The sequence below is a fragment of the Paenibacillus whitsoniae genome, from assembly GCF_003955665.1.
GTDB lineage: Bacteria > Bacillota > Bacilli > Paenibacillales > NBRC-103111 > Paenibacillus_E > Paenibacillus_E whitsoniae.
Genome location: NZ_RXHU01000022.1, coordinates 257,999 through 272,776 on the forward strand (window position 1 = coordinate 257,999; position 14,778 = coordinate 272,776).

Annotated in this window: 11 protein-coding genes; 1 reads left to right on the top strand and 10 read right to left on the bottom strand. The window is 46.4% G+C overall.

The annotated features are described in order from the left end of the window. Positions 1-7: 7 nt before the first annotated feature. From EJQ19_RS08915 to EJQ19_RS08950, 8 genes are all read right to left on the bottom strand, one after another. On the bottom strand, positions 8-919 hold the full coding sequence (locus EJQ19_RS08915; RefSeq protein WP_241242802.1) for a carbohydrate ABC transporter permease: 912 nt from the start codon (positions 917-919) through the stop codon (positions 8-10). Positions 920-921: 2 nt separating this feature from the next. Then, positions 922-1,872 (bottom strand): ABC transporter permease, encoded by a 951-nt coding sequence (locus tag EJQ19_RS08920; protein WP_126140852.1) that lies wholly within the window; start codon positions 1,870-1,872, stop codon positions 922-924. 83 nt (positions 1,873-1,955) lie between these two features. Continuing rightward, positions 1,956-3,635, bottom strand: a complete 1,680-nt coding sequence (locus EJQ19_RS08925; protein ID WP_126140853.1) for a type 2 periplasmic-binding domain-containing protein — start codon at positions 3,633-3,635, stop codon at positions 1,956-1,958. Positions 3,636-3,734: 99 nt separating this feature from the next. After that, entirely contained in the window at positions 3,735-6,524 is a 2,790-nt protein-coding gene (locus EJQ19_RS08930; protein WP_126140854.1) for a sensor histidine kinase, read from the bottom strand. Then, a complete protein-coding gene (locus EJQ19_RS08935; RefSeq protein WP_126140855.1) occupies positions 6,524-7,303 on the bottom strand; it encodes a response regulator transcription factor in 780 nt (259 codons plus the stop codon). The genes EJQ19_RS08930 and EJQ19_RS08935 overlap by 1 nt, the downstream gene beginning before the upstream one ends. A gap of 119 nt (positions 7,304-7,422) precedes the next feature. After that, the gene (locus tag EJQ19_RS08940; RefSeq protein WP_126140856.1) at positions 7,423-8,496 is read right to left on the bottom strand and encodes a sialidase family protein; all 1,074 of its coding nucleotides are present in this window, start codon (positions 8,494-8,496) and stop codon (positions 7,423-7,425) included. A gap of 27 nt (positions 8,497-8,523) precedes the next feature. Continuing rightward, the gene (locus EJQ19_RS08945) at positions 8,524-9,486 is read right to left on the bottom strand and encodes a D-2-hydroxyacid dehydrogenase (RefSeq protein ID WP_126140857.1); all 963 of its coding nucleotides are present in this window, start codon (positions 9,484-9,486) and stop codon (positions 8,524-8,526) included. A gap of 22 nt (positions 9,487-9,508) precedes the next feature. Next, on the bottom strand, positions 9,509-10,678 hold the full coding sequence (locus tag EJQ19_RS08950) for a mandelate racemase/muconate lactonizing enzyme family protein (protein WP_126140858.1): 1,170 nt from the start codon (positions 10,676-10,678) through the stop codon (positions 9,509-9,511). 350 nt (positions 10,679-11,028) lie between these two features. On the opposite strand from EJQ19_RS08950, the gene EJQ19_RS08955 reads away from it, so the two are divergent. Then, entirely contained in the window at positions 11,029-13,464 is a 2,436-nt protein-coding gene (locus EJQ19_RS08955; protein ID WP_164716407.1) for a sialidase family protein, read from the top strand. Between the two features lie 159 nt (positions 13,465-13,623). Here EJQ19_RS08955 and sigK read toward each other — a convergent pair whose 3' ends face one another. Both sigK and EJQ19_RS08965 read right to left on the bottom strand, forming a co-directional pair. Continuing rightward, entirely contained in the window at positions 13,624-14,148 is a 525-nt protein-coding gene (gene sigK / locus EJQ19_RS08960; RefSeq protein WP_126140860.1) for an RNA polymerase sporulation sigma factor SigK, read from the bottom strand. A 290-nt stretch (positions 14,149-14,438) separates the two neighbouring features. Beyond that, the gene (locus EJQ19_RS08965) at positions 14,439-14,726 is read right to left on the bottom strand and encodes a hypothetical protein (RefSeq protein ID WP_126140861.1); all 288 of its coding nucleotides are present in this window, start codon (positions 14,724-14,726) and stop codon (positions 14,439-14,441) included. Positions 14,727-14,778: the final 52 nt, after the last annotated feature.

Consider the following 14,778-nt stretch of genomic DNA (forward strand, 5'->3'; position numbering starts at 1 on the left):
CCCGATTTCAACCTTTTACGGAGCCAATCATAGCTCCCTTAATGAAATATTTTTGCATCCATGGATAGATGAATATGATTGGTCCAATCGAAAGCAGCGCAATCCCCGAGCGGACATTGCTCATCGCAAGCTGCGCTTGCTGCGCATTATTGCTAAGCATCACCTCGTTGCTTTGCTCGCTGACCGATGCCAGCATCTCACGCATAATCACTTGAATTACCGTCAAGTTGCGGTCGCGAATATAGATCATGGCATCAAACCAGGCGTTCCAATGCTCAACAGCTCCCCAAAGCGCGATCGTAGCCAGTACTGGTGTCGACACCGGCAAAATGATTCGAAACAGAAGCGTCAAATAACCCGCTCCGTCGATCACGGCGGATTCCTCCATCGCTGTATCCAATGACATAAAATAGTTCCGCATGATGATAATACTGAAGATGGCAACGGCCCCCGGAATAATGAGAACTAAAAAGTTGTCGAGGAGCCCCAAACTGCGAATAATCAGATACGTAGGAATTAACCCCCCGCTGAAAAACATCGGGATGATGAAGTATGTGGTCAGCCCTCCGCGAAAAGGCAGTTCTTTCTTGGCAAGCGGGTAAGCAGCCAGAATGGTAAATAAAACCTCAAGTAGAGTCCCTAGAACTGTACGTACAATGGAGTTGATGTAGGGTCGAACGATCTCCCCGGAGGAAAGCAAATACCGATAGGCTTCAAAGGACCAATGTTTCGGCCAAAAATGAAAACCGAGCGTCGTAGCTTCTCTTCCGTCGGAAAAAGAGAGCACGACCACCTGCCAGAACGGATAGAGGATGACCAATGAAAAAAGAATCATAAACATGCTGTTTAGACCAACAAACCACCAACCGGGTTGGAGCCTGATGCCGATTCTGCCTGCTCTTTGCTGCACTTGCCTCATGTTCACCACACCCCATAGTCGTTGAATTTGCGTACAATCTGATTCACTGTGACGAGAAGAACAACCCCCACCAGGTTTTTGAACAGTCCGACTGCAGCGGAATAATCCAATCGAAATTCGACGAGACCCGCGCGATACACATAGGTATCCACGATATCTCCAACTTCATAGACCAACGGACTATACAAATTAAGGATTTGATCAAACCCGCCGGACAAGATGTGACCCAAACGAAGTAGAAATAGAATCGTGATCACAGGAATAAGCGATGGCAGTGTAATATAAATCATTTTGTGAAAACGGTTAGCCCCATCTGATTCTGCCGCTTCATAAATCTCCGGTGAAATTGAAGATATCGAAGCCAGATATAGAATCGACGCCCAGCCCACCTCTTTCCAGGCATCGGAAATCAATAGAAGAGGAACGAAAAAAGTTTTACTGGATAAAAAATTGATCGGTGTGCCGCCGAATAACGTAATGAGGTAATTGACAATCCCCCGCTGTGGCGAGAAGACCTCTACGACCATGCTGGCAATAATGACCCACGACATAAAATGGGGTAAGTACGAGATACTTTGCACGGTTCTCTTGAATTTATTGTGCATGATTTCGTTGATCAGCAGCGCAAAGATAATCGGGAACGTAAAGCCTACCACAAGCCGCAGCACGCTGATGATGACCGTATTTCGAAGTGCTCGTATAAATACAAAATCGTGAAACATATTTTTAAAATGTTCGAAATTGTTCCAAGGACTGTCCCAAATGCCAAGCCCCGCTTTAAAATCCTTAAAAGCAATGATAACGCCATACATCGGCGCATAATGAAAAATTGCGAGATGAATCACAGGCAAAAGTAAAAGCACATATAACATTTTCATTTTTTTGGCTTTTTTCCACTTCAGAGCTCGGTCTGATTTCGCTTTCATGATGGGAGTTTCAACTGAGATTGCCATCTTTCTACCGCCTTTCCAGCAAGCGGGTAGATTTGCCACTGACAAATCTACCCCACTTTAGTGCATATTCGCTTTACCTAACGTTACTTCTTGCGGAGATCGGCGACTTTCGGCGCTTTTTCCAGTTCGGCAAGAAGTTCATCACCGCCGCTGCTGCGCCAATTTTTCACGTAGGCATCCCAGGCAGAATCGACGTTAAGCTCGCCTGTAATAGCCTTAAACAAGAATTCATCCGTTATCGTTTTTAATTTCGCAGCATATTTGGTATTCAGTTCGTTGTATTTGGTTTGATTGAAATAATCCCACTTAAACGGCCGATAGGCAATGTTCCTGCCTGCTTCAACACCGAAATAGAGATCGGTCAATTTCGAAACAGCCGCATTGCTGTAATACGCATTCACATTTCCTAATTGGATCGGTAAATTATAGTAACCTATCCCGTCTTTTTCGCGATCGGCTTCCGCTGTCTGTTTAGGAATGACAGCCGACTTATAAGGCTCAGCTTCCCATGTATAATCTTTGCCTTCTTCACCGAACGCGGAGAGCATGAGCCCGTCTTTATCCAAGTTCAAATAATCAAAGATCTGAAGAATACGCGCTAATTTTTCATCCGAGACGTCCTTTTTAATGACCATTGCGTAGCCAAGTCCGTCTACAGGCGTGTAGGCAGCCGAACCCTGCTGACCTTTAGGACCGATCGGCGGCGGGGTGAACAGGAATTTCGCAGTCGGATCCTTCAGGACGAGATTTCCGGGCGGACGATTGAACGTAAAAGGCACCATGCCCGCAGCTTGTACTTGCACCTGCGCTGCGCCGTATTTCCCGGCAGCGAACTTTTCCCAGCTTTTAGCGCGGTTTAAGGTAGTGAATTCCGGATCGATATACCCCTTTTTATTCAGAGAGGCCATATAGGTTAGAAACTCTTTATAGTTTTGGGAGATCGCATAACCGACTACTTTTCCGTTTTCCTCAAGATTATAATCCCAACCAAAGCCAAACGCCCCCGCTTCCGTATTTAAAGCCCAGGAAGCATCGCTGTTGTTCAGAAGCAAACCGTACGTATCCTTTTTACCGTTACCGTCAGGATCATTGTTGGCAAACGCTTCGAACATTTTCTGCTCTTCCTCTAGCGTAAACGCTTGCTTGGAAAAGAAAATTCGTTCGGCACCGCCGGAAGTAGCCACAGGAATGATGTCATCTTTAGGTTTAAATCCGAGTTTCTCCATCCAATCCAGTCGGTACACCTGACCCCAAGTGAGATTATCCCAATCTTGTTTATAGCCGGTAAGGGCATAATATTCACCCTGCTTACCGGGGACTTGATTCACTTTCCATCCCGTTGGCAGGTCGTTTAATACTTTGGCGTAATTGGGTGCGTACTTCGTGATCATATCCTTAGATATGCTGCGGGTCACAGCATCCGAATATAGCTTTTCCGGGGAATCCATGAAGGCGATATCCGGCAATTCTCCCGACGCAACCATTAGATTTTTTTGTTCCTTGTTGTTGACATCCAGCTTCCGATTTTTCAATTTCACATTGAATTTCTTTTCAATCATCTGTTGAACCTTGTTGTTGTCTTCAATCTTGCCTCTTGCCCCTTGGCCAACCCAACTGATTTCCAGCGTTTTCGAGGTATCCGCCGGCTTGTCTGAAGCCTGTGTAGGCTTCGCGTCACTCGCTGCCTTCTCCCCCGAGCATCCTGAAGCCGTCAAGATCACGGCCAAACCAAGTGCGGCAGCGCTTACTTTTTTACTTTTCATATCCTTCCCCCTACGCTTATCGTTTGCCTTACCTCTTCATTATAAATAGGAAGCCCCTGAGATCCGTAACACAATCGTCAGGGGTTTATAATACGAATCTCACACATGTGAGGACGCTTCCATAGGATTAACGTGCTCGTACGGAAGCCGGATTGTCACCGTCGTTCCAACACCAGCACTATCGATCGATAAGCCATAGGCATCGCCGAAATGGAGCTTGATTCGACTATTGACATTGTATAACCCTACATTTCCTCGCTCTCTATTGTCCAAGCGAAGTCGGATTTCATCCAACTTTTGGGGCTCAATGCCTGGACCGTTATCCGTTACGACCACCTCAAGCTGATGAACATTTTTCCTGCAACTGACCCAAATCTTAATTTCGTTGTTGTTCATCTTAAGGGTATGCCTAATGGCATTCTCAATAATGGGCTGGAGGATCATCTTATTCACGATACACGCGTTCAGCGATTCGTCCATCTGCCACTCGAAATGAATTCTGTTCTTATACCGGTAACTCATGATCTTCGAATAGGACTGGCAGTAGACCATCTCATCTCTAAGCGTCGTCAGCGGGCTGTCTTTCCCCATGGCGTATCGAAACAGACGACTTAGTAATCCGATCATATCTACGGCCAAATGACGCTCTCCCTTTTCAATCATATAGATGATATTTTCCAATGTATTGTACAGGAAATGGGGATTAATTTGTGCCTGCAGCGCCTCGATGTGCAGCTCCTTTTTCTCAAATTCAAGGGTCAGCCTTTCTTCATTTGCCTGGAGTGTATCCTGTACGAGCCCGTTAATTCTCTCCAGCATATGGTTGAAAGAGACTCGCAACTGTTCAACTTCATCGATTGCAAAGCTTCTGTGGAGCGTCAATTGATCAACATGCTCGAGATCAATGTTTAGATAACGGTTTTGAATGGAAGCTAGCGGTTGCACTAAATACTGTGACATCAGATAGGAAAATAGGAGGATCAGCAATAAAAGAATGACCAACAAATAAATGTCATCGAAAAATAAACGTATCACTTGATCCCTGATCGCCGAAGCATCGTACTTTGAAATCACATACCAAGGTAAAGCGGCAATTTTCTTAGAAAAATAAATGGCGCTATCGGTGCGGATTCGAGTCCCCTCCGATTGATACAATGAGGCTGGAATGTCGGCTTTCTGCGCGATTCTTCCCATATCCGGATGGGAGATTATGCGGCCATTCTCATCCACGATGAACGCTTCACTGCCATTACCGTTCAGATCGGCATACAGATTCGTAAAGAAAACACCGTTGATATCTGTTTTCATATAAGCAATCGGGCTGGAATAACGATTAATATCGACGATGCCGATGCCCAAACTTACCGTAGATGAGGCTGTATCTGTCGATGGAAGCCAATAAAAAATAGGCTTTCGGCTAGCAAGCATGTGTTCGAAGAAAATCGGATCGATTTGGTTGGCATGCTTATAGCGATTGCTGTAGATCAATTGATTATTGATATTGTAGATACCGATGGCATCCTCGCTGAGAACGGGCAAAAAACTGTCAAAAATGAGTTGATCCATATGTTGTTGAAGATTATCGGACGGTTGATCCACGTAGGATGCAACGAAAGCGTCATAAGCCAAACGGGTCATGGCAGACTCTTTTTGATCGGCAAATAACTCTACCCGGTGAGCTGTCTTATCAAACAACGTATAGAAAGTTTGTTCCAATTCCTGCGTAATGATTTTGGACGATTGCACATAAAACCCCGTTACAAAAAGACAGATTGGCAGCAAGATCGTAATTAAGAAATAGACAAATAAACGGTCTCGCATCGTGAATCTTTTGTAGCTATGCCGCACAACATCTATAGGTTGCCATCTTTCCTCCAAGCTGCGCTGCCTGCCGATCCAACTGATCAAACTGTGCAAGGGGAACAAAATTTTGCGGCCGATCACATACGATAGAAAAAAAGTAAGCAGTGCGCTGCCGCCTAAAATAATGAGCGCATATCCCCCAAGCGCCAGAAATTGCCTTTTATGAAACCCCGATTCCGTTTCGGCCAACGCGATGCGGATGTCATGAAATCCGATATCTCGAAAGAAATAACGTTTGCCCGAGAATGAAATGCCATCCATTTGCTGCGTATTTCCCGCACTTTTCAACAGTTCATTGATTGCTTGCGTTACTTCGATTCCCTTAAACAACACCTGATCCTTCGCATCCACAACCGCCAGCGATTCGCCATATGGGAGGATATGGTTAAACGAGCCAATATTTAAATTGATCGTGAGGATTCCGAGTGTTCCCTCTGGACCTTTGATCGGACACATAAAATAACTCGATTTGTTCCACGTATCCAGTAGATTTCTCAGTGCATCCTCTTGAATCTCCAAGGGTGTCAAACCGAATACTTGATATGTCTGGTTTAAGGAGACAAACGTGATCTGATTCTCCAGGCTGGCCAGCGTCAATTGATTGCCTTCAAAATAATAAGAGGAATATTTGGCATTTGAACTGTACTGGCCTCCCTTTGTCCAAATCGTAATGCCACTGATCAGCTCATTTCCTTTATTCAAATTAAATAGGGAGGACTCTATATTTTGAGATAGGTTCACCTTTTCATACGATTTTGCGTTTGGCCGCTCTAGTTTGTCCAGCGATTGAATTAACACTGTGTTATTCCGCAAACTATCGATGGTTTGGTAAATATCTTCGAATTGCTTGCGCACATCCGCGGCTGTTTGATTTAACTTCATCGCTTGCATCATATCGGTCTTCTCGTCAATATAATGTACCGTTCGCACGTAGAGCACATTGCCGATAATGATGAGCATTAGCGAAACGATCGTAAGGGAGAACAGCAGCAAAAAACGATTCAACCTGATCTCTTTGCGCTTCATTACGTATCTTCCTTGAACCGATAGGCCGAGCCGCCCGATTCTCTATAGGCTTGCGGCGTTACACCGCTTAATCGTTTGAATATTTTGTTGAAATACGAAAAGTTGCCGTAACCGACACTCATCGAAATTTCAAAAACTTTGTAATCCGTGTGCAGCAGCAGATTCATCGACTCCTTGATTCTAACTTCGTTCAGGTAATCGATAAAATTTTTTCCCGTTTCCCGCTTGAACAACGTGCTGAAGTAGTTCGAATTGACGTGCAGCCGCTCTGCGACGTCTTCAAGCTTGATTCGCTCCGTATAGTTCTCTGCAATATATTGCTTAGCAACAGCAACGTAAGCATTGCGATCTCCATTCGTCTTTACAGCCAAAGGATTAACGGAAGAAGTCGACCTCCCGGCCTCTTGCTTCAAATCATTAGCGACACCTTGGAACAGCTCGATGAATTCATCACGAATGATTGGCTTAAGCAGATAGCCTTTCACCCCAAAACGGATCGCTTCCTTCGCATATTGAAAATCATCATAAGCGCTCATCAGCGCGACCTTGATATGCGGAAATTCACCTTTCAAACACTGTGCAAGCTCAAGTCCGGTCATATTCGGCATTAAGATATCCGTCAAAATGACATCCGGATGACTTTCCCGCGCCATTTGTAACGCTATTTCGCCATCTGAAGCGCACCCCGCCACTTCAAATCCAATTTCTTCCCACGGCATGTTATTGACGACTCTTTCCCGAATAAACGCCTCATCGTCAGCGATTAACACCTTGAACATCGGAATCCTCCCCCCTGCTATAAGCGCTTACAAATAGAGAAGACTGTATCTCCTTACCTAGATGTTACCTTGCTAAGTATGAAAAAACAACTACCGTCTTTCGACGATAGTTGCCTTACTTACACCATTCTTTCGGTGTCTAACACAGCCGCCATTAAATCGATCCCCGTTCGTTTGAAGGGCGGATCCATTTCCAGCTCCTGAAAGGCCGGATCCTCAACCTGCATATACGTAATAATCGCTTTACCCGATTTCGTGAACATACAATTCAGATTCGTATATTCATTCGGCCCCTCCGCAATATTCCCCAGCCTTCGCCATGATTCCCCGCCATCCTTAGAAATCGCTGCACTTAAAGGTGTGCGTCGGCCAAAATGATGCTTACCGGGTTCGTACTGGCTATCGTTCCATAACAGAAACAGGGCATCGGTCCCGGGAATCCGCCGTAAGCACGTGCAGGATTCCGGCGATTTCAAACCGCTTGTTTGCGGTAAGCTCCACGTGTTGCCCCCATCTGTTGAATGGCACATAAACACGGAGCCCAATTGAGATCTGATGGACATCAGAAGACGTCCGCCGCTCATTTCAGCAACGGAGGATTCCATCGCGCCACGCATAGGCAGATCTACGGTGCCTGCGGCACGCGTCCACGTAAATCCGTCATCATCGCTATAGTAGCATCCGATCTCATTATGCTGACCGCCTTGATGGCCCGTGCCGAAGTGGAAGGGAAGCAGCAATCGGCCACTGGACAACCGATTGAGGTGATTCGCGCCGCCTTGCAGCCATTGGCCCCCCGAACGTTCCCAAATGTGTGTCAACAGTTCCCACGTTTCGCCTCCATCCTTCGAGGCATGGACTTCCATCGTGGAGCTGGCTCCCCCCTGATGGCCCCTTAAACAATGGAGTATTAACGTTCCGTTCGGAAGAAGACAAAGACCCGGAGCCTGGACATTATGATCTCCCGGATGGACATCGATCAGCATCCGCTCGCGTCCCCAGGTTATTCCGCCATCCATGGAGGTTTTGGCATAAATGCGGCATAGATCGAAATCGCTTCCAAATGTACCGTCATACTTGTGCCAAACCGCTAACAATGTGCCGTCTTTCAGCTCAGCAATGGAGGCCGTATCGTTCCTTGGGTTATGGGCGGAGGATTTGGCAATTGTCGCATATTGGATAGTATTTATCATGACATTTCACCTCGTATAGGGCCATGGCTAACTTTCCCTTTTATAATTGACTTGATTGAGAAACGATTTTCCGTCACGGTAATTCATCAGATTGTTCAAGAGCAACTGGCAGAACCGATCGAATTCTTTCACCGAGCGTCCTCCAGCATGCGGTGAAATAATCACATTATCCAATTCCCATAACGGACTTCCCTGCGGAAGCGGCTCTATCTCAAAGACATCAAGCCCCGCTCCCTTCAGCCTACCGCTAGTCAATGCCGCATGAAGAACATTCTCGTCGACAATACTTCCGCGGGCCAGATTATAGAAATAGGCTCCATTCTTCATTGAAGCGAACATGTTATAGTTAAACAATTTCTCAGTTGATGCGTTGCCTGGTAAAATCAGGATCACATGATCAGCTTGGGCTAAAGCTTCGTTCATTCGAGAGATCGGGTACATGTCATCCATGTAAGGATGCAACTCTCCGATTTCACGTCGCACGCCAATCGTGCGAACGCCCAGAGCGCGCAGACGTCGCGCGATTTCTGTCCCTATGTCGCCAACGCCGACAATGCATGCCGTGCTGCCAAACACCTCTTCATATTCGAATTGACGACGCCATTTATGTTCATGCATATCGCGTATATGATGTGAAATACGTCGTGTCAGTGCGAACATCATAGCAATTAAATGTTCTGCCACTGCAACCGACATGACACCGCTAGCGTTACAAAGTGTAAACGAGGCATGATCTTGCGTCGTACTGCCCAAGAAAGCGTCATAACCAACACTTCCTAATTGGACAAGCCGAACCGGGCTTCCTGCAAGCCATTCCGCTTTGGGCCAACCAACCACGATGTGAGACCTTCCTATCTTTTCACGGTAAACAGATTCCGAGGTTTCTTCGTTAATTTGCTCCAACGTTGCCCAACCAGACACGACTTGCTGGATACGCTCCATGTGTTTTTCCGTAAATCCATTGACTGCCACTAGGACGTGAGGTTTCATCGTTTATTCGTTCATCTCCCTATTAAGAAACCGTCAGCGGAACTCGATATACGGAACCTGGAAGGTATGGATATTTCTCTTCCAGTCCATCTGGCAAGTGTACGCCCAACCCAGGGGTCGATGGAACCTGTATGTATCCATTCACCATTTTCAAAGGCTCAACCATCATTTCCTCACGCAGGGGATTCGGCACACTGGAAAGCTCCAGAATCGTACAGTTCCTAGAAGCGAACGCCGCGTGGAAATTCCCCATGATGCCTACGCCTCCACACCATGCATGAACGGCAATTGGAATGGACTTGCGTTCACACATTTGCGCCACACGGCGGAACACGCTCAATCCCCCGATAACGGCCGCATCCGGCTGAAACAGGTCGAGCGAATTGGCTTTCAAATAAGATTCAGCTTCTACCAAGCTCGTTACCGTCTCCCCTCCTGCAACCGGAATGCTGACGTTGCGCCGAATTTCCGCAAATCCTTCATAGTTTGTTACCTCTGCCGGCTCTTCAATCCACAGTAGGTTGTATTTCTCAATACGCTTTGCAATCTCAATGGCCTTTTTGACAGACCATGGATATTTCGCCAAGCCTTGTGCGGCATCAACAGCCACTCCGATATATGGTCCAAGCGCTTCACGGCATACAGCTACCTTCTCTTCAATCGCGTCGATATCCGGGAGCAGGTTGATGCGAATTTTCACCGCCCGGAATCCTTGTTTCGCATAGTCATGCATTTCTTGTTTAAGCTCGTCCATCGGCTTATTATTACCACCGCTCGCATACGCCATTATTTCATTATGCACCTTACCCCCGAGCAATTCGTACACAGGAACGCCAAGCGCCTTGCCTTTGAGATCCCAAAGCGCCATTTCGATGCCGCCGATCACGCATTGTGTTAATCCCATCCGACCCAGGTAGTAATTAGCAACCCGCATTCGATCGGACATCTCAAGGACGGACATCGGATTTTGTCCAATTAGATCGTGTTCCATCTGTTCTGCGATCCCTCTGACTGCTTCGGGCGCATAAGTGCCCGCGTAGGTTTCACCTAAACCGTAAATGCCTGCATCGGTTTCCACTTTCAGAAAGGCTGTGGGACGATATCCCGTTTTCAGGCAAATTTCCCGCTCTGCATCCCCTTTATTTGCGTACGGAGCGCTGACAAGGATACATTTAACTGATGTAATTTTCATTACGCTTTCCCCCTCGATGCTCAATTTCACCAAACACGGTGGCTCCGCTATTCATTATATAAAAGAAGCATCTGAGGTCCGTAACACAATCATTAGAGGTATCTAATACAATCTTCACAAAATTGGAGACGTTCTTTTGTCGTGGATGACAGGGTGTAAAATCAGCAGCATATTCCTTTATTTAGTCCACTAAATCTAAATTTCATCCGTTATCGTACAGCATTCATAGTGATAGGATAAGATCAAGCTTTTAAATCCGATAGGGGAGGAGAATCATGGGGACCTATTTTTGAATGCGCTTACCGAATACTGGGATTCATGGCAGTTGAATGTTGAGAGGAGACTTTATGATGAAAGAAATGCAAAGAATACTTCTGTATAGCCTCAGTTTTACTTTAATATTTACCTTGATGCTTGGGTGTTTCATCGTTGTAAATTCATCTGTTGCTCATGCTTCTTCGCCACCTTCTTATACACTTGATGAAAAGGTAGTTTATCAAAATGACGGTTCAAATAACTTTTGGTGGACTCACTTGCGGTGCGCAACCATACCTAACGGTGCTAGTCCACAAATCATGTGCACCGTATCCAAAGATAAAAATGAAAGCCCTACCAATTTGTCTGACGTTTTCTATGATATCGCCTATACGTTCAGTACAGATCTTGGGGAGACTTGGTCCTCCCTTACAACCATCCCACAATATCAATGGAAGACACTGCCTGATGGCTACCAGGGGATGTTAATTGATCCCGTACCCGTTTATCACGAAAAAACAGGAAAGATCATCCTTTACGGCATGGCCCAATCGTACGACCTTAATTTCAACAAGAAACATAATTACCCCGCTTATGCGGTATATGATCCTGCCAGTTCAACTTGGAGCAGCGACTGGTATTTATTCGACTGGCCTAATGTTTACGGCCATACCGGCAGCGTTTATCCTTATGAAGTAGGCGATGGTTCAGGTGATATTCTTTGGCCAATCAATTTATTGGACGGAACAGGCAATGTAAAGGTTGTTAAAGCCTCCTTTAACGGGACTGCGCTATCCTACATCAGCCAAGGTACATCGGTCCCCGATACAGGAGGCAACGGGAATCGTTCCGGCATTGAAACCTCCCTTACCAAATACAATAACGAATACTTTATGACCCTTCGCGATGATATTCAGAACAGGTTGGCCAAAAGCAGTGACGGCTTGACCTGGCAGTCTGCGGTGCCCTTACAATGGGAGGACGGAACCGCTGTAACCGGAAGTATGAATACGCAGATGCATTGGGTGACACAACCGAATACACTCTATCTGGTTTATACTCGTCAAGACGCTTCCAACACCGATATACTTAGATATCGGGCTCCTTTGTGGATGGCCGAAGTCGATCCGGTTACGCTTCGGCTCAAAAAAAACACGGAACAAATCGTGATGTCGATCACGGATAACCGTGCACAATTAGGCAATTTTGGAACCACTGCAGTTACACCAGAATTGAGCATCGTGACAAGCAACGAATGGAGATCCCTCGTTCCGAATCGGGCCATCGTCTCGAGAATTTGGTGGAATAAGTCGATGGTCGGCAACTGGCAATTAGATGAAACCTCAGGAACTACTGTTGTGGATTCCGCGACCGGTCTATATCCCGGAACCATTGTAAATGCGACACGAAACTCGAACGGCAAATTCGGCAGCGCTTTAAACTTTAACGGCAGTGGCGACTATGTGAACTTAGGCAATCCCTCCAGCGGTGCGTTTAATTTCGGAACCTCACAAAGCTTCTCGGTTTCCGCTTGGGTGAAAACCAGTGTAACGGGCACAACAAAGTACATTCTGAATAAAGGAGACACGAACGCTTCGTACTGGTTACGTTTTGAGGCCAACAATACGATTAAATTTCTTCTCGACTACGGCAGCACCTTCGATTCCGCTCAATCGACAGCTACCTTCACAGACGGACAATGGCATCATGTTGTTGGTGTAGCCGATAGAGCAACAGGTCTTAAGCTTTACGTGGACGGAGTATTAGTAGGTCAAGATACCAACCCTACGAGCGGGTCCATCTCCAACTCCCTGCCATTGACGCTTGGCAACAGCTCTGCAAACACAATGAATGGTTCCATTGATGAAGTACGACTTTACAACTACGCTTTAAATGCTACGGAAATAGGACATTTATACGGGTTGAGCGGATATTGGAAGTTCGATGAAACCACAGGGAGTACCGTGCTCGATTCTACCTTAAACGGTTATCATGGAACTATTACGAATGCCGTCCGGAGTACAAACGGTATGTTTGGCGGTGCTTTAAGCTTTGACGGAAATGGCGATTATGCCACGTTGGGAGATCCCTTCAGTAATGATTTTGATTTCGGAACCACAGGAAATTTCTCCATTTCCGCCTGGGTGAAGACGAGTATACCGGGAACCGTTAAATACATTGTGAATAAAGGTGATACCAACGCGGCGTATTGGTTACGATTTGAAACAAACAATACGATTCGATTTTTGTTGGATTATGGGAGTACCAGTGATGCGGTTCAATCCACAGCGACCTTTGCAGACGGGCAATGGCATCATGTCGTGGCTGTTGCTGATCGAGCTTCGGGTCTTAAGCTATACGTCGATTCCGTTTTGGTCGGCCAAAACACTGCACTTACGGGAGGAAATATTTCAAATGCGTTTCCGTTGACCGTAGGCGTCAATTCCGCTAGTACGATGAACGGCCTGATCGACCAAGTTAGCATATTCGCTTATCCTTTAAGTGCTGCTGATGTGCAAAGCTTGCAATAGAATGAAAACAATTACAGTCCAAAAAGGTAGGTACTGCGTTCTAGCAGCACCTACCTTTTTAACATCTCCAATGATAAACCAAGCCCATTCGCGCGATTTGTATGAAGCACATGCCTCCATCGTCTCCGTGACTCAGCAATCATGGCATCTCTCCGTCTCTTATCGCTTCGCCTTATAAAACTCATGATACAACTTCATGAGCGCCCTTTTCTCTATCCGAGACACGTAGCTGCGGCTGATCCCCAGCTCCTTCGCGATCTCCCGCTGCGTCCGCTCCTCCCCGCCGAGTTCGAGCCCGAATCGGCCAACCACGACTTCTTTCTCACGGTCATCCAATATATCCAAGTTCTTATAGATCTTGCTCTTCTCGATCTTCAGCTGCACTGCATCCACGACATCGTCCGCTTCGCTGCCGAGGATGTCGATCAGCGTGATTTCGTTCCCCTCTTTATCCGTTCCGATCGGGTCATGCAGGGATACGTCTTTACGTGTTTTCTTCAATGAACGCAAATGCATTAAGATCTCGTTCTCGATACAGCGCGCCGCGAATGTGGCGAGCTTCGTGCCTTTGTTCGGCGAGAACGATTCGATCGCTTTAATCAGACCGATGGTCCCGATCGAGATCAAGACCTCGAGATCTTCGCCGGTATTGTCGAATTTTTTGACGTTGTGAACACGAAGCAAGGTAGATTACTACAGTAATCTTCGCGTTCACCTTCGGCACAGCACGATTCGTCTGCGCTTCAACGGAACGTCAGCTCCAGTCGCAGCTGAGCGGCGTATGAAGGCGCATCCAATGTATGAAGGGATTACCCTAGAAATATTACATTATCTGTCCTTATCCCCTACTTTTCTTGGCTTGTTCGAATAAATGTAATGCATAATCAGCTTTTTCATCCAAATAAGACAACAGTGTAGTATATCCTTTATTTAAGGCGTCTAGGTTTCTTTCACAATATTGCGGGGCTACTTTATTATATTATTGTGTTTACTTTATAAGGGTTTTCGTTCCGTTCATAAACCGTGCCGTAATATTCGTATTGTCCGAGACGGATATTACGGCACGCAACCTGCTCAAGCTGCGTAGCGAGCGACGCCGTCTCATCTTCTTCCCAATCCGTTACAAAATCCGGGAGAAAGTGCGCGATGTCGCGCTCATACGGCGTCCGGCTCCGTCTTTTGACCTTGTGGATCGTCCACCCTTGAAATAACAGCAGGCTGTTCGGCTCGATGGAAACACGCGATCCTCTAGGATGTACCATGTCTTTCCACTGCGCACCCACACCAGCGCATAGCCGATATGGAAATGTAAAG

Bases quoted from the DNA above. Each gene is read 5' to 3' on its own strand.
- EJQ19_RS08955 (WP_164716407.1), top strand. From the start codon at position 11,029: ATGAAAGAAATGCAAAGAATACTTCTGTATAGCCTCAGTTTTACTTTA.
- EJQ19_RS08925 (WP_126140853.1), bottom strand. From the start codon at position 3,635: ATGAAAAGTAAAAAAGTAAGCGCTGCCGCACTTGGTTTGGCCGTGATC.
- EJQ19_RS08915 (WP_241242802.1), bottom strand. From the start codon at position 919: ATGAGGCAAGTGCAGCAAAGAGCAGGCAGAATCGGCATCAGGCTCCAA.
- EJQ19_RS08950 (WP_126140858.1), bottom strand. From the start codon at position 10,678: ATGAAAATTACATCAGTTAAATGTATCCTTGTCAGCGCTCCGTACGCA.
- EJQ19_RS08920 (WP_126140852.1), bottom strand. From the start codon at position 1,872: ATGGCAATCTCAGTTGAAACTCCCATCATGAAAGCGAAATCAGACCGA.
- EJQ19_RS08935 (WP_126140855.1), bottom strand. From the start codon at position 7,303: ATGTTCAAGGTGTTAATCGCTGACGATGAGGCGTTTATTCGGGAAAGA.
- EJQ19_RS08945 (WP_126140857.1), bottom strand. From the start codon at position 9,486: ATGAAACCTCACGTCCTAGTGGCAGTCAATGGATTTACGGAAAAACAC.
- EJQ19_RS08940 (WP_126140856.1), bottom strand. From the start codon at position 8,496: ATGATAAATACTATCCAATATGCGACAATTGCCAAATCCTCCGCCCAT.
- EJQ19_RS08930 (WP_126140854.1), bottom strand. From the start codon at position 6,524: ATGAAGCGCAAAGAGATCAGGTTGAATCGTTTTTTGCTGCTGTTCTCC.
- EJQ19_RS08965 (WP_126140861.1), bottom strand. From the start codon at position 14,726: ATGGTACATCCTAGAGGATCGCGTGTTTCCATCGAGCCGAACAGCCTG.